Source organism: Streptomyces yangpuensis (assembly GCF_001005295.1).
GTDB classification, from domain to species: domain Bacteria; phylum Actinomycetota; class Actinomycetes; order Streptomycetales; family Streptomycetaceae; genus Streptomyces; species Streptomyces yangpuensis.
Genome location: NZ_LBMK01000001.1, coordinates 608,684 through 632,134, shown reverse-complemented (window position 1 = coordinate 632,134; position 23,451 = coordinate 608,684). Strand labels below are relative to the sequence as shown.

Annotated in this window: 23 protein-coding genes and 1 pseudogene; 12 read left to right on the top strand and 12 right to left on the bottom strand. The window is 72.8% G+C overall.

The window, feature by feature from the left end:
* The 4 genes from AAT21_RS02825 to AAT21_RS02810 all read right to left on the bottom strand — a co-directional run bounded on the left by AAT21_RS02825 (window position 1) and on the right by AAT21_RS02810 (window position 4,987).
* Entirely contained in the window at window positions 1–2,133 is a 2,133-nt protein-coding gene (locus AAT21_RS02825; RefSeq protein WP_046775078.1) for an acyl-CoA dehydrogenase, read from the bottom strand.
* Window positions 2,134–2,258: 125 nt separating this feature from the next.
* Window positions 2,259–3,878, bottom strand: coding sequence for a serine/threonine-protein kinase (locus tag AAT21_RS02820; protein WP_046775077.1), 1,620 nt, complete (start codon window positions 3,876–3,878; stop codon window positions 2,259–2,261).
* Window positions 3,879–3,912: 34 nt separating this feature from the next.
* Entirely contained in the window at window positions 3,913–4,179 is a 267-nt protein-coding gene (locus AAT21_RS02815) for a DUF397 domain-containing protein (RefSeq protein WP_079025450.1), read from the bottom strand.
* A complete protein-coding gene (locus AAT21_RS02810; protein WP_046775076.1) occupies window positions 4,139–4,987 on the bottom strand; it encodes a helix-turn-helix domain-containing protein in 849 nt (282 codons plus the stop codon). The genes AAT21_RS02815 and AAT21_RS02810 overlap by 41 nt, the downstream gene beginning before the upstream one ends.
* Window positions 4,988–5,097: 110 nt before the next feature.
* Here AAT21_RS02810 and AAT21_RS39955 point away from each other — a divergent pair.
* From AAT21_RS39955 to AAT21_RS02780, 6 genes and pseudogenes are all read left to right on the top strand, one after another.
* Window positions 5,098–5,806: pseudogene (locus AAT21_RS39955) on the top strand (serine/threonine-protein kinase); the annotation flags it as partial.
* 3 nt (window positions 5,807–5,809) lie between these two features.
* Window positions 5,810–6,895, top strand: a 1,086-nt coding sequence (locus tag AAT21_RS02800; RefSeq protein WP_459543211.1) for a serine/threonine-protein kinase, incomplete at its 5' end; no start/stop codon positions are given.
* 91 nt (window positions 6,896–6,986) lie between these two features.
* Complete coding sequence (locus tag AAT21_RS02795) at window positions 6,987–7,628, top strand: class I SAM-dependent methyltransferase (protein WP_046775074.1); 642 nt, start codon at window positions 6,987–6,989, stop codon at window positions 7,626–7,628.
* Window positions 7,629–7,764: 136 nt separating this feature from the next.
* Window positions 7,765–8,760, top strand: coding sequence for an N-acetylmuramoyl-L-alanine amidase (locus AAT21_RS02790; RefSeq protein WP_046775073.1), 996 nt, complete (start codon window positions 7,765–7,767; stop codon window positions 8,758–8,760).
* A gap of 155 nt (window positions 8,761–8,915) precedes the next feature.
* Window positions 8,916–9,743, top strand: a complete 828-nt coding sequence (locus tag AAT21_RS02785; protein WP_046775553.1) for a membrane protein — start codon at window positions 8,916–8,918, stop codon at window positions 9,741–9,743.
* A gap of 424 nt (window positions 9,744–10,167) precedes the next feature.
* Entirely contained in the window at window positions 10,168–11,178 is a 1,011-nt protein-coding gene (locus AAT21_RS02780; protein ID WP_046775072.1) for an LLM class F420-dependent oxidoreductase, read from the top strand.
* A gap of 40 nt (window positions 11,179–11,218) precedes the next feature.
* Here the strand turns inward: AAT21_RS02780 and AAT21_RS34315 are convergent, their stop codons facing one another.
* A complete protein-coding gene (locus AAT21_RS34315; protein ID WP_157879611.1) occupies window positions 11,219–11,602 on the bottom strand; it encodes a hypothetical protein in 384 nt (127 codons plus the stop codon).
* A 134-nt stretch (window positions 11,603–11,736) separates the two neighbouring features.
* The gene (locus AAT21_RS02770; RefSeq protein WP_046775551.1) at window positions 11,737–12,375 is read right to left on the bottom strand and encodes a hypothetical protein; all 639 of its coding nucleotides are present in this window, start codon (window positions 12,373–12,375) and stop codon (window positions 11,737–11,739) included.
* Window positions 12,376–12,493: 118 nt separating this feature from the next.
* On the opposite strand from AAT21_RS02770, the gene AAT21_RS02765 reads away from it, so the two are divergent.
* Window positions 12,494–12,796 (top strand): hypothetical protein, encoded by a 303-nt coding sequence (locus AAT21_RS02765; RefSeq protein ID WP_079025449.1) that lies wholly within the window; start codon window positions 12,494–12,496, stop codon window positions 12,794–12,796.
* Between the two features lie 108 nt (window positions 12,797–12,904).
* Here AAT21_RS02765 and AAT21_RS02760 read toward each other — a convergent pair whose 3' ends face one another.
* The 3 genes from AAT21_RS02760 to AAT21_RS02750 all read right to left on the bottom strand — a co-directional run bounded on the left by AAT21_RS02760 (window position 12,905) and on the right by AAT21_RS02750 (window position 16,102).
* Window positions 12,905–13,987: a prenyltransferase/squalene oxidase repeat-containing protein gene (locus tag AAT21_RS02760; protein WP_046775070.1), complete on the bottom strand. Its 1,083-nt coding sequence runs from the start codon at window positions 13,985–13,987 to the stop codon at window positions 12,905–12,907.
* The gene (locus tag AAT21_RS02755; protein WP_046775069.1) at window positions 13,984–14,718 is read right to left on the bottom strand and encodes a class I SAM-dependent methyltransferase; all 735 of its coding nucleotides are present in this window, start codon (window positions 14,716–14,718) and stop codon (window positions 13,984–13,986) included. The genes AAT21_RS02760 and AAT21_RS02755 overlap by 4 nt, the downstream gene beginning before the upstream one ends.
* Before the next feature lie 64 nt (window positions 14,719–14,782).
* On the bottom strand, window positions 14,783–16,102 hold the full coding sequence (locus AAT21_RS02750) for a glycosyltransferase family 4 protein (protein WP_046775068.1): 1,320 nt from the start codon (window positions 16,100–16,102) through the stop codon (window positions 14,783–14,785).
* A gap of 216 nt (window positions 16,103–16,318) precedes the next feature.
* Here AAT21_RS02750 and AAT21_RS02745 point away from each other — a divergent pair, with 216 nt between their 5' ends.
* Entirely contained in the window at window positions 16,319–16,942 is a 624-nt protein-coding gene (locus AAT21_RS02745) for a TetR family transcriptional regulator (protein ID WP_030852348.1), read from the top strand.
* A 331-nt stretch (window positions 16,943–17,273) separates the two neighbouring features.
* Here the strand turns inward: AAT21_RS02745 and AAT21_RS37320 are convergent, their stop codons facing one another.
* Window positions 17,274–17,687 (bottom strand): MarR family winged helix-turn-helix transcriptional regulator, encoded by a 414-nt coding sequence (locus tag AAT21_RS37320; protein WP_157879610.1) that lies wholly within the window; start codon window positions 17,685–17,687, stop codon window positions 17,274–17,276.
* Between the two features lie 115 nt (window positions 17,688–17,802).
* Here AAT21_RS37320 and AAT21_RS02735 point away from each other — a divergent pair, with 115 nt between their 5' ends.
* From AAT21_RS02735 to AAT21_RS02725, 3 genes are all read left to right on the top strand, one after another.
* Window positions 17,803–19,263, top strand: coding sequence for an MFS transporter (locus AAT21_RS02735; RefSeq protein ID WP_063838059.1), 1,461 nt, complete (start codon window positions 17,803–17,805; stop codon window positions 19,261–19,263).
* A 93-nt stretch (window positions 19,264–19,356) separates the two neighbouring features.
* Window positions 19,357–19,941, top strand: a complete 585-nt coding sequence (locus AAT21_RS02730; RefSeq protein ID WP_052757620.1) for a hypothetical protein — start codon at window positions 19,357–19,359, stop codon at window positions 19,939–19,941.
* Window positions 19,910–20,281, top strand: a complete 372-nt coding sequence (locus AAT21_RS02725) for a VOC family protein (protein WP_046775066.1) — start codon at window positions 19,910–19,912, stop codon at window positions 20,279–20,281. Before AAT21_RS02730 ends, AAT21_RS02725 begins: the two co-directional genes overlap by 32 nt.
* 53 nt (window positions 20,282–20,334) lie before the next feature.
* On the opposite strand, the gene AAT21_RS02720 is transcribed toward AAT21_RS02725, so the two are convergent.
* On the bottom strand, window positions 20,335–20,568 hold the full coding sequence (locus AAT21_RS02720; RefSeq protein ID WP_030656932.1) for a ferredoxin: 234 nt from the start codon (window positions 20,566–20,568) through the stop codon (window positions 20,335–20,337).
* Window positions 20,568–22,031, bottom strand: a complete 1,464-nt coding sequence (locus AAT21_RS02715; protein ID WP_046775065.1) for an aldehyde dehydrogenase — start codon at window positions 22,029–22,031, stop codon at window positions 20,568–20,570. The genes AAT21_RS02720 and AAT21_RS02715 overlap by 1 nt, the downstream gene beginning before the upstream one ends.
* Window positions 22,032–22,220: 189 nt before the next feature.
* Between AAT21_RS02715 and AAT21_RS02710 the strand changes: the two genes are divergently transcribed.
* A complete protein-coding gene (locus tag AAT21_RS02710) occupies window positions 22,221–23,270 on the top strand; it encodes an MBL fold metallo-hydrolase (protein ID WP_046775064.1) in 1,050 nt (349 codons plus the stop codon).
* The last annotated feature ends 181 nt before the right edge of the window (window positions 23,271–23,451 follow it).

Here is a 23,451-nt window from a genome sequence, read left to right as displayed (position 1 = left end):
TCAGTCCCTCGGGAGGCCGAGAATCCGCTCGGCGACGACGTTGAGCTGGACCTGCGTGGTGCCCCCGGCGATGGTCAGGCAGCGGGACATGAGCATCCCGTGCACCGCCCGCTCCCCCGCCCCCTCCCGCACCGCGCCCGCCGGCCCCAGCAGTTCGAGCGCGAGCTCGGCGGTCCGCTGCTGGTGCGGGGTCTGGACGAGTTTGCGAATGGACGCGCCCGCGCCCGGCTCCAGCCCCGACACCTGCTGGAGCGTGGTGCGCAGCCCGATGCAGGCCAGGGCGTGCGCCTCGGCGGCCAGCGCGCCGATCCGGGCCCGATGGGCGCCGTCGAGGTCGGCGGCGCGCGCGAGGAGGGCCTCCAGTCCGGTGTCGAAGGTCATCCGGTCGGCCATGTGCACCCGTTCGTTGCCGAGGGTGTTGCGGGCCACCTGCCAGCCGCCGTCGGCGGCGCCGACCAGCGCGTCCGCCGGGAGCTCGACGTCGTCGAGGTACACCTCGTTGAAAAGGGACTCGCCGGTGATCTCCTTCAGCGGCCGGACGTCGATGCCGGGGGTGTTCTTCATGTCGACGACGAAGTAGCCGAGCCCCTTGTGCTTGGGCGCCGCCGGATCGGTCCGGGCCAGCAGGATCCCGAAGTCGGCGGTGTGCGCGGAACTCGTCCACACCTTCTGCCCGTTGACCAGCCAGGAGCCGTCCTCCCGCCGCTCGGCCCGGGTCCGCAGCGAGGCCAGGTCGGAGCCCGCGTCCGGCTCGGAGAAGAGCTGGCACCAGGCGATCTCCCCGCGCAGGGTGGGGAGTACGTAGGCGTCGCGCTGTGCCTGCGTCCCGTAGGCCAGCAGGGAGGGCACGATCCAGGTGGCGATGCCGAGGTCGGAGATCCTGACCCCGGCCGCCGCGAGCTCCTGCTGGACGACGAGCTGCTCGACGGGCCCGGCCCCGAGCCCGTAGGGCGGCGGCAGGTAGGGGGCCGCGTAGCCGGTGGGGGCCAGGATCCGCCGGGCGGCGGCCGGGTCGAGTCCGCGCGCGTCCCCGATGACGGCGCGGGCCTTCGCACGGTGCTCCTCGGCCTGCGCCGGCAGCTCCAGGCGCAGCTCGCGCCGCGCCCCGCCCGCCGCGTACCGCACGGCCCGTACGCGGTGCCCGTCGCCGGGACCGAGCAGCTGGCGGGCGACGATCGCCCGCCGCAGGTGGATGTGGGCGTCGTGCTCCCAGGTGAAGCCGATCCCGCCGAGGATCTGGATGCAGTCCTTGGCGCAGGAGTACGCGGCGTCCAGGGCGGTCCCGGCGGCGAGGGCCGCCACGAGCGAGCGCACGTCGGCGGGCTCGTCCATGGCCCCAGCCGCGTCCCAGGCCAGCGCCCGGGCCTGCTCCAGCCGTACGAGCATGTCGGCGCACAGGTGCTTGACGCCCTGGAACTGCCCGATGGGCCGGCCGAACTGCTCGCGCACCTTGGCGTATCCGGCCGCCGTGTGCAGGGCCCGGGCGGCGGTGCCGCATGCGTCGGCGGCGAAGAGCACGCAGGCGAGGTCGCGGACGAGGGCGGCGTCCAGCTCCAGCAGCCGGCCCGCGGGGACGACCGCGCCGCGGGCCCGCACCTCGGCGGTGGGCCGGGTCGGGTCGGCGCTCTCGTGTGTACGGATGTCCAGCGCGGCGGCGTCCACGGCGAACCAGCGGGTCCCGTGCGCGGCCTCCGCGGCAAGCAGCACAAGGTCGGCCTCGCCCGCGCCGAGCACCGGCGGCGCGAGACCGTCGAGCAGGTGCCCGCCGCCCTCGGTGGCCACGGCGGTCAGGGTCCCCGGCCCCAGCGCGACCGCCCCGACCCGGCCGGCGAGCGGCTCGGCCCCGGCCCGGTCCAGCAGTACGGAGGCCAGCGCGCTCGGCAGGTAGGCGCCGGGCAGCATGGCCCGGGCCGCCTCCTCGACGACGACGGCCAGGTCGAGCAGGGTGCCGCCCTCCAGGTGCGGCTCCAGCAGTCCGGACTCCGCCAGCGCGTCCCAGTACCCGGGCCGCACCCCGGTCCGCGGCGGGGAGTCGAGCAGCTTGCGCACCTCTTCGGGAGGCACGACGCGCGCCACCCAGCCGCGCACCGCCTCGGCCAACTCCCATTGCTCCTGCGTGATTCCGATGCCCATGCGCGGCAGACTAGAACACGTTGCAATCTGACGGAAGGTCAGACGAAGGTGTTGTTCACGGCAGGGCGGGACCGATGGCCGGGCGTCGTGGGCCGGCGTGGGTCAGCGTCGTAGGCCGGCGTGGGTCAGCGGCGCGTCGCAGCCCTCAGCGCGGCGCGGGCGGCGGCCTTCGCCTTGGCCTCGCAGGCGCCCTTGGTGTACGGCTTCGCCCGGAGGCTCACCCAGACGGAGAGATTGCCCTCTCTCACGCCCAGGACGCAGGTCCAGCCGGCACCGGCCGACCCCCAGTAGGCCTCGGTGCCGAACCCCAGACGGGACGCCGTGCGCTGACCGGCCCCCTCCGACTGGAACAGCCGCTTCTGCGCGGCCGCGTCGGCATCCGCGTCACCGCCGAGGCTCAGGTTCCACCGGACCAGGGCGGTCGGCGACGCGGCGGTGTCGCCGCCGCCGTTGCAGCCCGCCTGCACACCGTCGGCCGTCTCGGACCGGGTGTCCGCCGTCGACGGCCGCAGGTCCAGCGGCAGCTTCTCGCGCGCCTCCTGGCAGCGGGGCACGGCCGTGTAGGCGACGGGCGTGTTCATCCGGTCCCGTACGTACAGCGCGGTACCGGTACCGGCCACGAGGAGCGCACCGGCCGCCACCCAGGCCGCGACCCTGCGTCGGCCCCGCCGCGGACGCTCGGGGCGGCCGGTGTCGGGCGGCGCGGTCGGCTGCGGAGGCGCCTGCGGGACGGGCATCGGGGTGCCCTGCGTGGCCGGCGCGGGCAGGGGCACGGGCACGGGCTGCGACGCCGATGCGGGCTCCGACTCCGTCTCCCGCTCCGGTTCCGGGGCGGCGGCCGCCTGACGGCCCTCCAGCAGCCCGTCGATCCGGGTCCGCTGCGCGCCGAGCATCTCGTACACGGCCGGCGGCCACTGCCGTCCCGACGGGGTCACCGGGCCGATCAGCTCGCGCAGCTCCGCCGGGGACGGCCTGGCCGCCGGGTCCTTGGCCAGGCAGCACGCGACGAGGTCGCGCAGCCCCGCCGGGACCGCGCTGAGGTCCGGCTCGCCGTGCGCCACCTCGTACAGCGTCTTGAGCGTGGAGGTACCGGCGAAGGGGCTGCGGCCCGTCAGCGCCATGACCAGCACGGAACCGAGGGAGAAGACGTCGCTGGCGGGCGTGAGCGGATGCCCCTCCGCCTGCTCGGGCGACATGTACGCGGGCGATCCGACGACGAACCCCGTACGCGTCAGCCCGGCCTCCCCCTCCGCCTCGTCCTCCGTGGCCCGCGCGATGCCGAGGTCGATGACGCGGACGCCGTCCTCGGCGAGGAGCACGTTGTCGGGCTTGAGGTCCCGGTGGACGAGCCCGGCCCGGTGGATCTCGGCCAGAGCGGAGGTCAGGCCCGCGGCGAGGCGGCGTACGACGTCCTCCGGCAGCACCCCGACCGCCTTGACCACGGCCCCGAGGGAGGGTCCGGGGACGAAGACCGAGGCCAGCCAGGGCGTGGGCGCGTCCGGATCGGCGTCGATCACGGCGGCCGTGTAGGCGCCCGACACCTTGCGCGAGGCGGTGACCTCACGACGGAAACGCGCCCGGAAGCCCTCGTCGTCGGCGAACTGCGCAAGGACCTGCTTGACGGCGACGAGCCGCCCGTCCTGGCCGGCCGCCAGCAGCACCCGGCCCATCCCGCCCTGCCCGAGCACGCCGACGACCTCGAACGGCCCCACGTGCGTCGGGCCCCCCGGCCCTACCTGCTCCATGCCCCTGCTCCCTCTCCCCCGGGTCGGGAGCGGATCATACAGAGGCGGCCCTCACGAACGCGGCGAAAGCCGCGGGGCGGACGGTGAGCACGGGCCCGCCCGGGTTCTTGGAGTCCCGCACGGCGACGAGGCAGGGCTGCGCGGCCACCTCGAGGCACTCCCCGCCGGTGTCACCGCTGTACGAAGACTTGCGCCAGGCCAGGGTGCCGAGCGGGGCGCACTCGACGCACTCCCCGCCGGTGGTACCGCTGTACGAGGACTTACGCCACTTCGCACCCGTCAGGTGCTGGCTGATGTCCATAGCGCTCCTCCAATACGCGGGCGATCAGCGCCGCAGAGTCCTCCGCGGAGAGCGCGGCAGCCTGCAGATGATCGTATCGGAGCCAACCTTCCCTGAGGGCTTGTGGATTGGGCGTCATATGGCCCTGCACGAAGTCCTCGGTGTAGAGGACGTCAGGGTTGTCGTCGAAGCGCAGCAGGGTGAACGAGCCGTCGAGGCCCACGTGGGCACCCGCCTCGAAGGGCAGAATCTGCACCTGCACCCACTCCCGCCTCCGCAGGTCCAGCAAGTGGGCGAGCTGGTTCCGCATGACGTCCCGGCCGCCGATCTCCTGATGCAGGACGGCCTCGCTCAACACGACCCACACCAGTGGCGGGTTCTCGCGGTCCAGGATCCGCTGCCGTTCCAGTCGGGCGGCCACGTTCGCATCAAGGTCTCCTCCGGTCGGCACACCCAGCACCGCCCGCGCGTACTCCTCCGTCTGCAGCAGCCCGTAGACCAACTGCGCCTGGAAGGTGGAGATGTACGCGGCCCGCGCCTCCATCTCCGCGTACGGCTGGAACCACGTCGGCAGCTGGTGCCGCAGCACCAGCCCCACCAGCCGCGAGAACACCCCGCCCGTGCCGAGCGCCGCGTCCACCCGTTCCGAGAAGTCCCGTGTCGGGACCCGCCGCGTGGTCTCGATCTGGCCGATCAGCGAGCCCGTGCAGAAGACGATGCTGCCGAGCTGCGCCTGGTTGAGGCCGGCCTCCTCTCTCAGGCGGCGCAGTTCGGATCCGTAGTAGTCCAGCGGTGAGGCGCTGGGATCGAGATCACGCACGCCGACCATGGACGGTCACCCCCAAGCCAGTTGCCGGTTCCGTGGCCGAGCGTAGCCATCCGCGCACCTTCCGGTGACCGATTCGGCAGACCGGGACGGTCGTCGGCGATAATGCGCACGTGGGGGAACTGATCGAAAACCGGTACGCACTGGAGGAGTTGCTCGGCCGGGGCGGCTTCGGCGAGGTGTGGCAGGCCGAGGACGGACGGGTGGGGCGGCGGGTCGCCGTCAAGATCGGCTATCCGCAGACGCCCGAGGAGGCCCGCCGCTTCGAGCGGGAGGCCAGCCTCGCCGGTAACCTCGCACACCCCAACATCGCCACCGTCCACGATTTCGGCCGTATCGAGCGCGACGGGCGCGATGCCGTCTTCCTCGTCATGGAGCTGCTGCGCGGCCGCAGCCTCGCCGAGGTCCTGGCGGACGGGGTGCCGCCGCTCGCGGACGCCCTGGAGTGGGCCGGGCGGATCGCGGACGCGCTCGGGGCGGCCCACTCCGCCGGGATCGTCCACCGGGACGTGAAGCCCGCCAACGTGATGGTCACCGGGAGCGGCGCGGTGAAGGTTCTCGACTTCGGGATCGCCAAGGCCGGAGGCGGGGCCAGGGACGGGGGCGGGGGCGGTACGGATCTGACCGGCACCGGGATGCTCATCGGCTCGTTCCCGTACATGGCCCCCGAGCGCTGGACCGGCGGGGCCGACGGTTCGCCCGTCGACGGCCGGGCCGACCTGTACGCCCTCGGGTGCGTGCTCATGGAGCTGCTGACCGGCACCCGGCCGTTCGCCGCAGTCGAACTGCACGAGCTCCTCGCCCAGCACCTCACGGCAGCCCNNNGCCCTGGACTCCCTCGTGGGGGACCTGCTCGCGAAGGACCCCCGTGATCGGCCCGCGGACGCGGCGGAGGTCTCCCGCCGGCTTGCCGAGATCGCCCGCGGCCCGTGGCCCGAGGGCCCCGTACAGCCTGCGGCTGCGGCTTCGCCGTACCCGCCGCCGCCCTCGTACGCCCCCTCCGTGCACACGGCCGCCGACGGCGCGGTCCGCGTGATGCTGGACCGTCGGCTGACGCAGCTGCTGGAGGACTCCCCCGCGGACGTCGTCGACCGGCTCGCCATGCTGGTCGACGACCTGACCGAGGAACTGGGCGCTCAGGACCCCCTCACGGTCCGCGCCTCCTACCACCGGGCGGTGCGGGTCCGCCGGCAGTCCGCGACCGACCTGGAGCGCGTCCTGCCGCGCATGGTGCGGGTCCTGGGCCTGGAGCATCCGGACACGATCACCGCCCGCGCGACCTGCGTCGGCGAGGCCGCGGCCTTCGGGCCCGGTGACGGCCGCCGCCACGAGGAGGAGCTGCGTGAGCTCATCGCGCAGGCCGGGAGGGTGTTCGGCGCGCACGGACTCGTCACCCTGACCGCCCGCTATCACCTGGCCTCGGCCATGCACCGGGGCTCCCGCGACCGCGACGGCCAGTGGGATGCCCGCACCCGGGAGCGGGCGGAGAGCGAACGTGCCTGGCTGGGGCCACTGCTGCCCGACCTGGAGTGGGCGTTGACCGCCGACAGTCCCGTCCTGCTCGACGTGCGGCGTCGGCTGGCGCACGATGCCTGGCTGGTCGGAGACTGCGCGGGCGCCGCCCAGCTGTACTGGCGGCTCTTCCCGGACCTGGCGGAGCTGGCCGGGTACGGCGATCCCGAGGTGGCCCATCGCGTCCTGCGCAGCATCGGCGAGGCGGGCGATCCCGTGAGCGCGCTGGCGCACATGGACCTGCTGCTGCACCGGCTCCCGTTCCTGAGCGGCTCCCAGCGGCTGGCCCAGGAGGTCTCCGACACCCGGTCGGAATTCCGGCGAGCCGTACGGGAACAACGGCGCGCGGACGGCTCCGGCGGGCCGGGCGGCGGACTGTCCCGGCTGTTCGGCCGCTGATCCACGCGCAGCTGCGGAGGCCCCGCCATGGACCCCTACCCGGCGGTAGGGCAGCATGGGCCGCCACACGCAGCTCAGCAGGAGGAACGACATGGCCACGCCCAAGCCGGAGACCCTCGCCGCCTTCGAGGCCGCCAAGGGGTTCATGCCCGTACGGGAGGGCCTCGCGCTGTACGAGGCCGCCGCGGCGGCCGGGGCGCTCGGGCTGCCGCTGCTGGAGGTCGGCACGTACTGCGGGCGCTCCACGATCCTGCTGGCCGACGCCGCCCGCGAGGCCGGCGTGGCCGCGATCACCGTGGACCACCACCGGGGCAGCGAGGAGCAGCAGCCGGGCTGGGAGTACCACGACCCGACGGTCGTGGACCCGGAGGTCGGGCTGATGGACACCCTGCCCACCTTCCGCCGCACCCTGCACAGGGCCGGGCTGGAGGAGCACGTGATCGCGGTCGTCGGCCGCTCCCCGCAGGTCGCGGCAGCCTGGGGCGGCAGGCTCGGCTTCGTCTTCATCGACGGCGGCCACACCGACGAGCACGCGACCGGCGACTACGAGGGCTGGGCCCCGCACGTGGCCGAGGGCGGCACGCTCGTCATCCACGACGTGTTCCCGGACCCGGCGGACGGCGGCCAGGCCCCGTACCGCATCTACCTGCGCGCCCTCGCCTCCGGCGCCTTCGAGGAGGTCTCCGTGACCGACTCGCTGCGCGTGCTGCGCCGCACCGGCCCGGGCATCTGACGCAGGCCCGCCGCTCCTGCGACCGCTCACGCAGCCGCGCATACAACCACTCACGCAACCGTTCATATAAGCGCACCACGCCCCCGGATGGCGCAGTACCGGCCGGGCCGCCGGGTGGCGGTCTAGCATCGCGGACGTGCGCTACGACGACAGCCCCCCGCCCCCCGAGTCCGGCTCCTCGGCGAATCCGGACCGGCACTGGTTCACCCGACGCTCCACGCTCGTGGTCGGGGTCGCCGCCCTCGCCCCGGCCTGTCTGGCGGGCTGGGTCCTGACCCAGGCACTGTCCGGGGCCGGGCCCGGCGAGACCCTGCCGGGCCCGGCACCGCAGCCCGCCTCGCACTCGGCGCTGTCGCCGGGCCAGCGGGACGCCAAGCCGGGCTCCACCCCGAGCGGGAGCCCGAGCACGGAGGCGAGCACGCCCGCGGCGGCCCCCGCCCCGGTCCCCGCCAAGGGTCCGCTGACCGGGAAGACCGTGGTCGTCGACCCCGGGCACAACACCGGCAACTTCAAGCACACCGACGAGATCGACCAGCAGGTCGACATCGGCACCAACCGCAAGGAGTGCGACACCACCGGGACCACCACGAACTCCGGCTACATGGAGGCGGAGTTCACGATGGACGTCTCGAAGCGCCTGCGGACGGCCCTGGAGGCGCAGGGTGCGAAGGTGGTCCTCACCCACGAGGCGGGCGACCGCGCCTGGGGGCCCTGCATCACCGAGCGCGCCCGGATCGGCAACGAGGCGAACGCCGATGCCGTCGTGTCCGTCCACGCCGACGGCGTCTCGGCCGGCAGCCGCGGCTTCCACATCATCCTCCCGGCCAAGGTCAAGAGCGGGGCCGCCGACACCGCGAAGATCGTGGGTCCCTCGCGCGAGCTCGGCGAACGGATCGCCGGGAACTTCGCCCGCACCACCGGTTCGGCGCCCGCCAACTACCTCGGCGGCGGTACCGGATTGGTGGTCCGCGACGATCTGGGCGGACTGAACCTGTCAACTCGCCCCAAGGTGTTCATCGAATGCGGCAACATGCGTGACGCCAAGGACGCGGCGCAGCTGACGAGTCCGGAGTGGCGGCAGAAGGCGGCCCAGGGCATCGCGGACGGCATCGTCGGCTTCCTCGGCGGGTAGTCCCTCTCGGGCGTCCCGCCGGGCCGCCCGCCGCCCCGATCCTCTCGGTTGCGGGATACATCCGTACCATGGTGCCGCCCGCCCTGCTGCAGGCACGATCTGCGCTGCGACCGCGGCACCACGAGACGACCGAGACCGAGAAGGACACCGAAGACGTGAACATCCGCTCCCTCACTCGAGGCGACGGCGTGGTGATCGGAGCAGCGGCGCTGCTGTTCATCGCCTCGTTCCTCGATTTCTACTCCACCACGGGCGTCGACCTCCCGAGCCCCTGGGACACCGACGCCTACCGCCTGGTGCTCCCCAGCGTCTTCCTGCTCGGCTTCATCGCCGCCGGCCTGCTGATCGCGGGCCGCTTCCAGCCGGAGAGCCGCAAGGTCGCCGGCCTGCCGCTGGCGGCGTGGGGGACCGTCCTCGCCGTGTCGGCCGCCTGGTCCGCGCTGTGGGCGCTGATCACCTGCCCGAGCACGTTCGACCTGGGCGCGGGCGCGGTCATCGCCTTCCTCGCCACGCTGGCCCTGGCGGGCGTGTCCCTGTTCGGCGCGAAGGTCCCGGCGCTCGCCGGTTCGCTGGTGCCGGAGGCCCGGCCCGCCGCCCCGCAGCCGTACGGCGGCCAGCCGCAGCCGGGTGCCGGGTACGGCTACCCGGGCGGGCAGCAGCCGTACGGTTCCACCCCGCAGCCGGTCCCGCCGTACGGTGGCACGGGTACGCCGACCCCGGCGCCCGGCCCGCAGGACTCCGGCGCCGGCCACCAGGCGGCGGTGACGCCGGCCCCGGCGGGGGACTTCAGCCCGTTCTGGTTCGCGGTGCCGGTGGCCCGTCCCCTCTTCGCCGAGGACGGCTCGCCCACGCAGATCGCCGAACTCGCGCCGGGCACCTGGTACCTGGCGGTCGAGCAGCGCGGCGGCGCCGCCCTGGTCGCGCAGACGCAGGACGGCCGTCGCGGCATCCTGAGCGACACCTCGGGGATCCAGCGCGGCTGAGTCCCGCACCCCACCGCGTTCCACGCTGCTCCACCACGCTCCACCACGACGCCCCACCGGTCCCGCCGGTGGGGCGTCGTGCGTTCGGGTCTGTCGGTACGGGTCAGCAGCATCGCCCCCAACCAGCACTCGTATGCGATGAGTTGACTACGGGTGGGGAACTACGCCATAGCAAGTCGCATGCGTGGTACGGCTCTGGCCGCCGCGCTGGGCGTCGTCGCGACACTGTGCCTGCCGGGGGTGGCCGCGGCCGCCGGGCCCGGTCCGGACCGGCCGGGCAGCAGCGCTTCCGCCGGGACGAGCGGCCGGCCCCGACGGCCCGGCTCCGACGGCCCGGCTCCGACGGACCCCCGCCCTTCCGGGCGGGGGTCCGTTGCCCTACAGTCGCCTGACGCATCGTCAGTTTTGGCTGGAGGGACCGTCCATGCGCCTCGGACTCGCACTCGGCTACTGGGGCCGCGGCCCCGGTCCCGCCCACCTCGACCTCGCCACCGAAGCCGAAAGGCTCGGCTATGACTCCGTATGGACCGCCGAGGCCTGGGGCTCCGACGCCTTCACCCCGCTGACCTGGATCGCCGCGCACACCTCACGGATCCGCCTGGGCACCGCCATCGCCCAGATGGCCGCCCGCACCCCGACCGCCACCGCCATGCACGCCCTGACCCTGGACCACCTCTCCGGCGGCCGGATGATGCTGGGCCTGGGCCTGTCCGGCCCCCAGGTGGTCGAGGGCTGGTACGGGCGCCCCTTCCCCGCGAGCCCGCTGACCGCGACCCGCGAGTACGTCGACGTCATCCGCCAGGTCCTGCGCCGCGAGGGCCCGGTCGCCCTGGACGGCCGCTTCCACAGCCACCCGTACCGGGGCGAGGACGCAGCCGGCATCGGCAAACCCCTCAAGCCCATCACCCACCCGCTGCGCGCGGACCTCCCGGTCCTGCTGGGCGCCGAGGGCCCGAAGAACATCGCCCAGACCACCCGGATCGCGGACGGCTGGCTGCCCCTGTACTGGTCGCCGACCCGCACGGACGCCTACCGGGCCTCGCTGGCCGATCTCCCCGAGGGCTTCATGATCGCGCCGATGGCGCGGGCGCACGTCTGCGACGACGTCGCCGAGGGCCTGCTCCCGGTCAAGGCCATGCTCGGCTTCTACATCGGCGGCATGGGCCACGCGGCCCGCAACTTCCACGCCGACCTGATGGCGCGGATGGGCTACGAGGAGGAGGCCCGCCGCATCCAGCAGCTCTTCCTCGCGGGCCGCAAGGAGGAGGCGGTACTCGCCGTGCCGGACGCGTTCGCCGACGAGATCTCCCTGATCGGCCCGCGCGAGCGGATCGCGGAACGGCTGGAACTGTGGCGCAAGGGCCCGGTCACGGACCTCCTGGTGACGGCCCCGGACCCGCACACCCTGCGCGTCCTGGCGGAACTCAACAGCTGAGGGAGGCAGCCGCCGCTGCGGCCGGAAGACCACTACGCGCTCACTCCGCCCGCGGCAGGGCCTCCAGCAGTTCGCGCACGTCCAGCGGCATCACGGCGATCTCGATGGTCCCGCCGCCCTCGTAGACACAGGCCACGATCCGCGAGCCCGGGTTGATGGAGATCCCCTCCTTCATCGAGGGGACCCGCAGCCCGGTGGCCCGGCCGCCGGGCAGTGCCAGGGCCTCCCCGCGCTCGGGGACCCAGCGGGCCGCGCCGCCCTCGGCGTACAGCCGTCCCGGCCGCCAGCGGCCCTGGCCGGCCGGCTGCCGCGCCATGCCCGGGATCCCCGGCACGGGCGCGGCGCCCGCCCGCGCCCGATGCTTGCGCCGCACCAGCCACCCGACCCCGACGACCCCACCGGCCAGCACCACGTACTCGATCACACGCCCCATTGAAACAGCCCCGCGGCCGAGGGGCGCTCACGCCGCCCCCGGCCGCGGAACCGGGTGGTGGCCGGGGCCAGGGGGGTGTCCTGCCGGTCGGGCTCGCTGATCCGGCCCGACCGGCAGGACACCCCCTACCCGCCCAGCTGGGAGGCGCTCGGGACCTTGTTGGTCACCTCGGCGCCCGCGCTCTTGCCGGCCTCCTTGATGCCGTTGATGACGGCGTCGAAGGACGAGATGTCGGCGTCACCCGCCTGGCCCTTGCGCAGCTTGCTGCCGAGCCCCTTCAGCGACTCGATGCCCGCCGTCAGCGGGGCGACCGCCTTCGACAGCAGCGGGTCGCCCTTGGCGTTGTCGGCCGCCGCCTTGAGCCGGTTGTACGCGAACGCGCCCGCCAGGCCCGCCTTGATGAGCGCGAAGGTCCGGCCCTTCGCGCCCTTCTTGAACTTGCCCTCCCGGTACGGCTTGACGATCCACTGGTACGTCGCGCCCGCCGCGAGCGACGCGTTGGCCACGAAACGCGTCTTGGCGAACTTCTGCTTCTCCGCCGACGTGCTCGGCGACGGCGTCACGGCCGCCCGCTCGTCGGCCTCCACCGCCGCCGGCTCCGCCGCGGCGAGCGCGGCCAGCTCGCCCATCGACGCGGCGGACAGTTCCTCCCGGTGGGTACCGCCGCCACTGCTGCCGCAGGCGGTGGCACCGGCCAGCAGCGCGGTCGACAGGACCACTGCCGTGAGGGCGCGACGGAATCGGACGGTCGTGGGTACGGACACGGACACGGTTTCCTCCGGGGACTCAGGCGTCTCCCGCAGCCTCACCCCGGCCCCGCTGGCCCGCCACCGGGCGGACCCGTTCGGGTTTGCGAGGCGCCCGGGCGGCAACACGCGCAGCATGCCCACACACACGCGAGTACGCACCCGAGGAAGCAGTCAGGCAGGCCGGGCCGTCGCTCTGGTGGCGGACGTGCTTGCCTTCGTGATCGCCTTGTGGATCCTGCTCTGGTTCCTGGACGCCAACCAGGGCAACGAGCTCGTCAACTTCATCCACGACGCCGCGAGCTGGCTGGCCGGCTGGTCCTACGACCTGTTCACCTTCAGCCGTGAATGGATCCAGGTCGTCGTCGGCTACGGCCTGGCCGCCGTCGTCTACGTCCTGATCGGCCACGCCGTCGCCGGCTGGCTCTACCGCCGCTGACGCCCGCACCCCGCGCCCGCGCCGCTCTGTGCCCGCCCGCGCCGGCACGAAGAGGAGGCCCTCCCCGCCACCGGGCGGGAAGGGCCCCTTCTTCGCGTCAGGTCCGGCTCAGCCGCAGCAGTCCGGTTCCAGCCCGGCCGGGAGCGAACCCCCGCCGAACACCTCGGTGGTGGCCTCGTCCCCGCCCAGCGCCGCGACGGCCAGCAGCAGCGACCCGGCGGTCCACGTCGTCTGCTCCACCGGCCACACCGCGTCGTCCTGGAAGACGTACCCCGTCCAGTACATGCCGTTGTCCGCGCGCAGGTGCCCGATCGACCGCAGGATCTCCAGCGCCCGGTCCGACTCCCCCGTCGCCCACAGCGCGAGCGCCAGCTCGCAGGACTCGCCGCCCGTCACCCACGGGTTCGGCAGGACGCACCGCACCCCCAGGTCCGCGACCACGAACTCGTCCCAGCGGCTCTCGATCCGCGCCGTGGCCTCCGCGCCGGTCAGGGCACCGCCGAGGACCGGGTAGTACCAGTCCATCGAATAGTGGTCCTTGTCCAGGAACCGCTCGGGGTGACGGCGTATCGCATGGCGCAGCGCGCCCGCCGCGAGCTCCCAGTCCGGCTGCGGCTCCTCGCGGTGCTCGGCGATGGCCAGCGCGCAGCGCAGCGCCTGGTGGATGGAGGACGAGCCGGTCAGCAGCGCGTCCGTGACCGGTGTCCCGTCCGCCTCCCGCTTCCAGCCGATCTCGCCGCCCGGCTGCTGGAGCGACAGGACGCACTCCACGGCCGAGTAGACGGCCGGCCACATGCGGTCGAGGAAGGTGTCGTCGCCGGTCGACAGGTAGTGGTGCCAGACACCGACGGCTATGTAGGCGGTGAAGTTGCTCTCGCGGCTCGCGTCCTGCGGCTCGGCGGTGTCCACACCGCCCGGCCGGTCGGCGTAGGCCGCGTACCAGGAACCGTCCTGGTTCTGGTGCCGCGCCAGCCACTCGTACGCCCGCTCGGCGGCCTCGTGCTCGCCGGCCGCGTCCAGCGCCATCGCCGCCTCGGTGTGGTCCCACGGGTCGAGGTGGTGACCGCGGAACCACGGGATGGCGCCGTCGGCGCGCTGCACCGCGAGGATGCCCGCCACCGTCTGGGCGGCCTGCTCCGCGGTCAGTACGCCGTCCAGGACCAGGTGTTCGGTACGCCCGGGCGAGCTCACTGCGCCGCGCCGACGGGCAGGTGGGGCTTGGTCGCGTACACGACGAAGCTCTTGCCGATGAGCGGGTTGAGGGCCTGCTCCGCGAGCCGCGTCGCGAGCGGCTTCTTCATGATGTCCCAGACCAGGAGCTTGTGGTACGCCTTGACCGGCAGCGCCTTGTCGTTGTCCACGCCGAAAGCGCACTTGAGCCACCAGTACGGGGAGTGCAGCCCGTGCGCGTGGTGCGTGCCGTACGGCTTGAGGCCCGCGGCCCGCATCTCGCCGAGCAGCTCGTCCGCCTTGTAGATGCGGATGTGGCCGCCCTCGACCTCGTGGTAGGCGTCGGAGAGCGCCCAGCAGATCTTCTCCGGGCCGTAGCGCGGGACGGTTATGGCGATGCGCCCGCCGGGCTTGAGCACGCGGACCATCTCCGCGAGCACGCCCTTGTCGTCGTGGATGTGCTCCATCACCTCGGAGATGATGACGACGTCGAAGGAGTCGTCGGGGAAGGGCAGCGCGAGGGCGTCGCCCTCCATCGCGGTGGCGGTGGCGCCCGCCGGGGCCTCACCGGCCTCCTTCATCGCGGCGAACCACTTGGCGACCTCGCGGATCTCCTCGCCGTTGCGGTCGACGGCGACCACCTGGGCGCCTCTCCGGTAGCACTCGAAGGCGTGGCGGCCCGCGCCACAGCCGAGGTCGAGCACACGATCGCCTGCGGCGAGCGGGAACCGGGAGAAATCGACGGTCAGCACGGGGTCCTGCCTTCGCGGTCGCGGGGGTGTACGGGGGTGGGGACGGTGGGGACGATGCGGAAGATCACCGCGCGCGGCGGCTGCGGGCGACCCGGGACTGCTCGATGGCGGCACGGTAGTGCGCGGCGGTCCCCTCAGCGGCGGCGGCCCAGGTGAAACGGGTCAGGACCCGTTCGCGTCCGGCCGCGCCGAGGCGGGCCCGCAGCTGCGGGTCGCCGAGCATCCGGCCCAGCGCGGCGGCCAGGGCGCCGGCGTCGCCGGGAGGTACGGCGAGGCAGGTCTCGCCGTCGGGGCCGGCGACCTCGGGGATCGCACCGCCGGTGGTGGCGACGAGCGGGGTGCCGGTGGCCATGGCCTCGGCCGCGGGGAGCGAGAAGCCCTCGTACAGCGACGGCACGCACGCCACCTCGGCGCTGCGCACCAGGTCGACCAGCTCGGCGTCGGTGATGCCCTTCACGAAGCGGACGGCGTCCTGGAGGCCGTACGTCTCGATGGCGCGGGCGACGGGGCCCTGCTCGGCGCGCTTGCCGACGACGACGAGGTGGGCGTCGGGCCGCTCGGTGCGCAGCTTCGCGAGCGCCTCGACGAGGAAGACGAGGCCCTTGAGGGGGACGTCGGCGCTGGAGGTGGTCACGATGCGGCCGGGGACCTCGGCCACCGACGCGTCGGGCGACCACAGGTCGGTGTCGGCGCCGATGTGCACGACGTGGATGCGCTCGTCGCGGACGCCGAGGTGGTCGGCGATCTCCTGCTTGGAGGAGCCGGAGACGGTCAGCACGGACGGCAGCTTGCGGGCCACGCGGCCCTGCATGCGGGTGAAGGCGTACCAGCGGCGTACGGAGGCCCGCTTCATGCGGCCCTGCGCGGCGTCGAGGTCGAGCTTGCGGTCGACGGTGATGGGGTGGTGGATCGTCGTCACCAGCGGCGCGCCGACGTCGCCGAGCAGGCCGTAGCCGAGGGTCTGGTTGTCGTGGACGACGTCGAACTCGCCGGCACGCGCCCGCAGATGGCGGCGGGCCCGCAGGGAGAACGTCAGCGGCTCGGGGAAGCCGCCGGTCCACATCGTCGCGACTTCGAGGGCGTCGATCCAGTCCCGGTACTCGTCGCGCTTGGGTGTGCGGAAGGGATCGGGGCTGCGGTAGAGGTCGAGGCTCGGGAGCTCGGTGAGCGTGGCGCCCGTGTCGAGCACCGGGTAGGGCTGTGCGCCGATGACCTCGACGGAGTGTCCGAGGCGGACCAGCTCGCGCGAGAGGTGCCGGACGTAGACGCCCTGACCGCCGCAGAACGGGTTCCCCTTATAGGTGAGGAGGGCGATGCGCAGCGGACGCTCGCCGTCGTCGGCGGGACCCGCGAAAGGGCTCGTCGCCACGGCCTCAGCGGTCACTCTCGGCCCCCTTCTCACTGCACTTTCGCCGGAGCGTAACCGCTCGGATAATGTAGAACAAGTTTCAGACTTGATCCGTCCAAGAGCATTGAATCTACCGGCCGGAAACCACACCGTAAGAGGTGGAGCAGGTGATTCGCGCCACGACGCGGCGCCTGACATGCTGGCTGCGGATCAGCCCGGAGACAGCCCGCGCAACGACACGGAACGGGACACATGAGTGCGGAAGTGAAGGCCGTCACCACACCGGCGTCGCCTCCCCTGACGGAGCGCCAGGAGGCACGCCGCCGCCGGATCCTGCACGCGAGCGCCCAGCTGGCCAGCCGGGGCGGTTTCGACGCCGTCCAGATGCGCGAGGTCGCGGAGGCGGCGGGTGTGGCGCTGGGCACCCTCTACCGCTACTTCCCGTCCAAGGTGCACCTGCTGGTCGCCACCATGCAGGACCAGCTCCAGCACATGCACACCACGCTGCGCAAGCGGCCTCCCGCCGGCGACGAACCGGCGGCCAGGGTCGCGGAGACCCTGATGCGCGCGTTCCGCGCGCTCCAGCGGGAGCCGCAGCTGGCCGACGCGATGGTGCGGGCGCTGACCTTCGCGGACCGCAGCGTGAGCCCCGAGGTCGACACGGTGTCCCGCCTGACCACGGCGATCATCCTGGACGCGATGGGCCTGGAGCACCCGCCGACCGCGGAGCAGCTGTCGGCGGTCCGCGTCATCGAGCACACCTGGCACTCGGCACTGATCACCTGGCTGTCGGGCCGCGCCTCGATCGCCCAGGTGAAGATCGACATCGAGACGGTCTGCCGCCTCATCGACCTGACGTCCCCGGAAAAGTCCTGAAGCAGCCGTCGGGCGTCACACCATGACGGTGGTCGACCAGGGGACGGCCGCGTTCTGCAGCCGGGAGCCTGGCTGAGGAGTGAGACGACGTGGGCCGGCACGGCTCCGCGTGCGAGTACGCCGCGCAGCGCCGAAACGGTGTTCTGCAGCACCTTGCGGGCGGTGGCCGGAGCGTTCCCCGTTCCGCCAGAGGACCTGCATGAGGCGCTGGTGGCGACCACCTGGTTGGCGTGTAAGCCTTCTGCGCCGCTCGCGAACGAATGCGAAGGACGACTCAGAACTGCTACTGGCCTGGGACGTCAGCAGACAGGTCAATGACGCCGACGATTACCTACCCGTGAGTAACGGTTAGCCCCATTACGTCCCTCACCTCTGCACTATTTTCGGCCACCTCTCGCAGCACCGTTTCCATGGTGCCGACGGACCGGGAGAAGAGCTCGCGGCCGGACGGCGTGAGCCGGACGTCGAACCCCCTGCGGTCACTGGAGCACGGTTTGCGCTCGACATATCCCGCGCCGACCATCTGGGCCAGCAGGCGCGAGACCTGCGGCTGACTGCGGGACGCGCGGGAGCTGAGCTCCCCCGCCCGGATCCAGCCATCCGCGCGCGCCATCACGTCCATGATCTCGAAGGCGCTGGCGCACAGGCCATGACGCTCGGACAGGACGCGCTCGGCGGCCTGGTTGATTTGCGCACAGGCCCGGGTCACGGCCACCCAGCGGTCGGTGAGAGCTGTTTCAGTCACGCCCCTCATCGTAGGTTCACCACCCCCCTCTTGTCGATGCATGCGCATGCATGTACCGTGCGGCATCAAGATCGATGTATTTGCATGAATCGTTAGCACAGACGAAGGAGACGTGGTGACCGAGCAGACGCTGGCACCCCAGACAGCCGAGCGGTACGTGGTGGAAGCGCCCGCACAGGCCCCCGGCAAGGCCCCCTGGACCACTCTCGTGGTGGTCGGCGTCGCCCAGCTGATGGTCATGCTGGACTCGACGGTCGTGAACGTGGCCCTTCCCTCGATAGGCGCCCAGCTGCCCGCCGACCAGACCGCCCTCCAGTGGACGATCAGCGGCTACGTCCTGATGCTCGGCAGCCTGCTGCTCTTCGGCGGCCGTGTCTCCGACGTCTTCGGACGCCGTCGCACCTTCCTCACCGGCCTGACCGTCTTCGCTGCGGCCTCCGTGCTCTGCGGCATCGCGGGCAACCAGGAACTGCTCGTCGCGGGCCGCGCCGTACAGGGCGCCGGCGCCGCGCTGCTCTCGGCGGCCGCCCTCTCGATCATCCTGGAGGTCTACCAGGACGAGGAGCAGCGCAAGGTCGCGCTGACCGCCTGGAGCGGTCTCGGTGTGATCGGCGCGACCATCGGCGTGGTGCTCGGCGGCCTGATCGTCACGGCGATCAGCTGGCGCTGGGCCTTCCTGATCAACATCCCGGTCAGCATCGCCGCCGGATTCGGCGCCCTGCGCAGCATGCCCGCCCTCAACACGAGCAGCGGCCGCAAGCTGCGACTGGCGTCCGCGATCGTGTCCACCGCCGGCCTCGCCTTCCTGTCCTTCGGCCTGATCCGGCTGCACGAGGGCTTCGGCGACACGACGGCCTGGATCAGCATCGGCGCCGCCGCCGTCCTGCTCGCCGCGGTCACTTTCATGGAGATAGGCCAGGCGGATCCGCTGCTTCCGCTGCACCTGCTGCACAAGCCCACCTACTGGCTGTCCAGCGTCGGCCTGCTCCTGGTGGCCGGCGTGATGATCAGCAGCTCCTTCCTGGCCAGCCTGTACTTCCAGCGGGTCCACGAGATGAGCGCCTTCGCCACCGGCCTCTCCCTGCTCCCCATGGGCCTGTCCGCCCTCGTCGTCGCACTGGTCGCGCCGTCTCTGGCGAACGCCCTGGGCCTGGGCGGGATGTACGCGACCGGAGCCGCCCTCCAACTGGTCGGCACTGGCATCCTGGCGACCGGCACCGACAGCGTCGCTCTCACGATCGTCGCGCTGGCCGTGATCGGCGCCGGCCTGCCCGCCTGCTTCGTCCCGCTCTTCGGCATCGGCACCTCGCACGTCAAGGTGGAGGAGGCGGGCGTGGGCTCCGGCCTGCTCAACACCTTTAACGAGACGGGCGCCGCCCTCGGCATCGCCGTCATCGGCACCATCCTCGCGACCTCGGTCGACAACCGTCTCGATGGCGGCGGTTCGGTCGCGGACGCGACCACCTCGGGTGTCGGCAACGGCTTCCTGGCCCTCGCAGTCTGCTCGGGCGTCGCCATCGTGATCGCGCTCGCACTGCGGTCGCTGACCCGTGCTCCCGAGGTCGCCGAGGGCTGACCACCCCCGCGGGAACCGGCGTACGCACCCCGGTCCCCGCCGCGAACAACGCGCCTACGGCCTCCGCATCTACGAAGGCAGCCCGGAGCCCTGGTGCCCGTCGGCATCACCCGGGACAACGTCCGCGAACTGGTCCGGCGGGCCGAGGTCGTCATCGACGGGGTCGACGTGACCACCCCGTCAGGGCTGCGCGCGAAGATCGCCCTGCACCAGGAGGCGTGCCGCCGGCGCAAGCCCCTGGTCACCGGCTGGGGCCTGGCCGGAGTGCTGGCCGCCCAGTGCTTCGACTACCGGCTGGTCCGCAGGATCTTCGACGGCCAGCTGCTGGCCGAGGACGCCGAGGTGCTGAGCACCTGGGAAGTGATCTTCCGTATCGCCCCCAGGTCGCACATCCCGGGCGAGATGTACCGCGAACTGCGCAGGGGCCTCGGCCGTCCCGACTACAGCGTGCCGCAACTCACCGAGGCGGCGCCCCAGTTCGGCTCACTCGCCGTGCACATGGTCAACCAGCTGGTGGCTGCCGGCCGGGGAGGCCGGGCCGGACCCCGGGCCTGCGTCAGGCCGCTGCTGCCAGCCCGCAGACCGGCCGCCGCGCGGACCCCTTTTTCGATGGACAGGGTCACCGCCGCGTCCGATAGTGCGCCCCATGGCATCTCTCGTACGACACATCACCGTTGACTGTTCCGACGCCTACCGGCTGGGGCAGTTCTGGGCCGCCGTCCTGGACGGCTCGCTCGCCGACGACGACCTCCCCGCAGACCCCGAGGCGCTGGTCACCGCGCCCGGTTCGGCGCTGCTCTTCGTGACCGTTCCCGACGCCAAGAGCGTCAAGAACCGTGTGCACGTGGACCTTCAGCCGCAGGACCGCACCCGCGACGAGGAGGTCGAGCGCATCCTCGCCCTGGGGGCCACCGTCGTCGGCGACCACCGCCGGCCCGACGGCACCGGTTGGGTGACCCTCGCCGACCCCGAGGGCAACGAATTCTGCGTCGAACGCAGCGCCGCCGAGCGGAAGTGACCCCTCGCGGTGGTGGGGGCGGGGCCGGCGGCCCCGCCCCCACCACCGCTGCCCTACTCCTCCGGCGGGAAGACCGGTTCACCGGTGGCGGCCAGGGTGATCATGATGGCTTCGACCGGGCAGCCCTCCGCCGCCGTCAGGACCGGTTCGTTCGCGTCCGACTGCGGGCTGCGGGGGTGGGACTGGCGCGCCGAGTCCAGGACGAAGCCGTCCGGGGCGTGGTTGACGCACATGCCCGAGCCGATGCACACCCCCCGGTCCACCTCGACCTGCCAGCGGTCGCCCATCAGGCACCCGCCTCGTAACCCGCGGGCAGGTGGATCATCTTGTGCTCCAGGTACTCGCTCAGGCCCTCCGGGCCGAACTCCCGCCCCAGCCCGCTGTTCTTGTAGCCGCCGAACGGCCCCAGCATGTCCAGGCTGAAGGTGTTCACGTTGAAGGTGCCGGTGCGGATCCGGCGGGCGAAGTCGATGCCGTGCTCGACGTCGCCGGTCCAGACGCTGCCGCTGAGCCCGAAGTCGGAGTCGTTGGCGACCCGTACGGCCTCCTCCTCGTCCCCGTACGGGATCAGGCAGACGACGGGGCCGAAGATCTCCTCGCGGGCGATCCGCATGGTGTTGTCGACGTCGCCGAAGAGGGTGGGCTCCACGTACCAGCCCCGGTCGAGGCCGGTCGGCCGGCCGCCGCCCGCGAGGACCTTCGCGCCCTCCTCCTGACCGATCCGGATGTAGTCGAAGGAGCGCTGCTGCTGGCGCTGCGCGACGAGCGGGCCGAGCTGCGTCGCCGGGTCGAGCGGGTCGCCGACGACCAGGGCGCCGGCCGCCGCCGCGAGAGCCTCGGCCACCTCCTCGTAGCGGCTGCGGGGGGCGAGGATCCGGGTCTGGGCCACGCAGGCCTGGCCGTTGTTCATCCAGGCGGCGGGCACGATCCCGGCGACCGCGGCCGTCACGTCGGCGTCCGGGAGGACGACGGCGGCGGACTTCCCGCCGAGTTCGAGGGTGACCCGGGTGAGGTTGCGCGCGGCGGCCTCCATCACGCGCTTGCCTGCGGCGACCGAGCCGGTGAAGGAGACCTTGTCGATACCGGGGTGGCCGACGAGGTACTCGCTGACCTCGCGGTCGGCGGGCAGGATCGACAGCACGCCCTCGGGCACCCCGGCCTCGCGCGCGATGTCGGCGAGGATGTAGGAGTCCAGCGGCGCCTCCGGGGAGGGCTTGAGGATCACGGCGCAGCCGGACAGCAGCGCGGGCGCCAGCTTGGCGGCCGCCACGAACTGCGGGACGTTCCACGGGATGACGGCGGCGACGACGCCCACGGGCTCGCGGCGCACCAGGATCGGGCCGAGCACACCCTGGCGGTGCTCCTCGTACGGGTAGGCGCGCGCGACGGTGATCGCGGCGTCGTAGACCATCATCGGGCCGAGGGCCTGGGCCAGGACGCTCCATGAGTACGGGGAGCCGTTCTGGGAGCTGATCGAGCGGGCTATCTCCTCGTGGCGGACGGCGATGGCGTCCTTGATGCGGGAGACGACCGCGATGCGCTCCTCCAGCGTCATCCGCGGCCAGGGTCCTTCGTCGAAGGCCTTGCGCGCGACGGCGACGGCACGGTCGACGTCCGCCTCGGAGGCGTGCGGGACGGAGCCGATGACCTGCTCGGTGTGGGGGGAGACGATCCGGATGGTGCCGGCGCCCAGCGGATCCGTCCACTCACCGCCGATGAACAGCTTTCCGTGTTGCACGAGCTCCGTCATGGCTGAGGCCTCCTGCGGCTTGGCGTTCCCGAACTGATACCAGTTCTAGTTCTAGGAGTCCACGGCCAGGACGGAAGAGCGGAGAAGATCCGACGACTGGTCAGAAAGCTGCGAAGATGGTCGACTCTGGCTACTACTGGAACGCGTTCTCGTCGGAGGACGGTCCAACGGTCGACAGGCGGAGGGCTCATGCCGCAGGACACGTCACAGGTCACCGATCACGGCGGAGGCGTGTGGGGGATCAAGGTGCCCATCCCCGACAACCCCCTCGGACACACTCTCGTCCACGTCCTCGACACCGACCGCGGCCCGGTCCTCGTCGACACCGGCTGGGACGACCCCGAGTCCTGGGACACCCTCGTCGCCGGCCTCGCCGCACTCGGCATCGCGATCTCCGACGTCCACGGCGTGGTCATCACCCACCACCACCCCGACCACCACGGGCTGTCCGGCCGGGTCCGCGAGGCGTCCGGCGCGTGGATCGCCATGCACGCCGCCGACACCGAGGTCGTCGTCCGCACCCGCTCCGCCGAGCCGGGCGTGTGGTTCGACTACATGAGCGCGAAGCTCGCCGCCGCCGGAGCCCCCGAGGAACACATCGCCCCGCTGCGCGCCGCCCGCGCGAGCGGCCGCATGCGGACCCTGCCGGGGCTGCGGGCCGCCGTCCCCGACCGGGAGATCGTCCCCGCCGAACTGCTGCCCCTCGCCGGGCGCCGGCTGCGGGCGATCTGGACGCCCGGTCACACCCCCGGTCACGTCTGCCTGCACCTGGAGGAGAGGCATCCGGCGAACCTCCCCGGCAACGGGCGCCTCTTCTCCGGCGACCACCTGCTGCCCGGGATCTCCCCGCACATCGGCCTGTACGAGGCCCCCGAGGACACCCGCGTCACCGACCCCCTCGGCGACTACCTCGACTCCCTCGAACGCGTCGGCCGCCTCGCCCCCGCCGAGGTGCTCCCCGCCCACCAGCACGCCTTCACCGACGCACCCGCCCGCGTACGGGAACTGCTCGACCACCACGAGGAACGCCTGTCGGGACTGTGGGAGCTGCTGGCCGAGCCGCTGACCCCGTGGGGGCTCGCGGAGCGGATGGAGTGGAACCGGCCCTGGGAGCAGATCCCGTACGGCTCCCGCAACATCGCCGTCTCGGAGGCGGAGGCACACCTGCGGCGGCTGGTGAAGCAGGGCCGCGCCGAGCCGGTCCCCGGCACCGACCCGGTCACGTACCGGGCGGCGTAGGGCGGGTCCGGGGATCCGGCCCGGTGACTGCCGGGCGGCGCGAGGGCGGGTCGGGCGGGTCCGGGGACGGCCATGATCCACCGCACACCCCCCGGGCCCCGGGGCTACGGGCCGGTAGAGTGAGGCGGTCGTCCACACCCCGTACGGGGGGAAGCCGGTGCGAATCCGGCGCTGACCCGCA

Excerpts from the sequence above, each read along its gene's own strand:
- AAT21_RS02780 (WP_046775072.1), top strand. The coding sequence starts at position 10,168 with ATGCGCCTCGGACTCGCACTCGGCTACTGGGGCCGCGGCCCCGGTCCC.
- AAT21_RS02725 (WP_046775066.1), top strand. The coding sequence starts at position 19,910 with ATGGCATCTCTCGTACGACACATCACCGTTGACTGTTCCGACGCCTAC.
- AAT21_RS02710 (WP_046775064.1), top strand. The coding sequence starts at position 22,221 with ATGCCGCAGGACACGTCACAGGTCACCGATCACGGCGGAGGCGTGTGG.
- AAT21_RS02765 (WP_079025449.1), top strand. The coding sequence starts at position 12,494 with ATGCCCACACACACGCGAGTACGCACCCGAGGAAGCAGTCAGGCAGGC.
- AAT21_RS02720 (WP_030656932.1), bottom strand. The coding sequence starts at position 20,568 with ATGGGCGACCGCTGGCAGGTCGAGGTGGACCGGGGGGTGTGCATCGGC.
- AAT21_RS02825 (WP_046775078.1), bottom strand. The coding sequence starts at position 2,133 with ATGGGCATCGGAATCACGCAGGAGCAATGGGAGTTGGCCGAGGCGGTG.
- AAT21_RS02745 (WP_030852348.1), top strand. The coding sequence starts at position 16,319 with ATGAGTGCGGAAGTGAAGGCCGTCACCACACCGGCGTCGCCTCCCCTG.
- AAT21_RS02715 (WP_046775065.1), bottom strand. The coding sequence starts at position 22,031 with ATGACGGAGCTCGTGCAACACGGAAAGCTGTTCATCGGCGGTGAGTGG.
- AAT21_RS02795 (WP_046775074.1), top strand. The coding sequence starts at position 6,987 with ATGGCCACGCCCAAGCCGGAGACCCTCGCCGCCTTCGAGGCCGCCAAG.
- AAT21_RS02810 (WP_046775076.1), bottom strand. The coding sequence starts at position 4,987 with ATGGTCGGCGTGCGTGATCTCGATCCCAGCGCCTCACCGCTGGACTAC.
- AAT21_RS02820 (WP_046775077.1), bottom strand. The coding sequence starts at position 3,878 with ATGGAGCAGGTAGGGCCGGGGGGCCCGACGCACGTGGGGCCGTTCGAG.
- AAT21_RS02815 (WP_079025450.1), bottom strand. The coding sequence starts at position 4,179 with ATGGACATCAGCCAGCACCTGACGGGTGCGAAGTGGCGTAAGTCCTCG.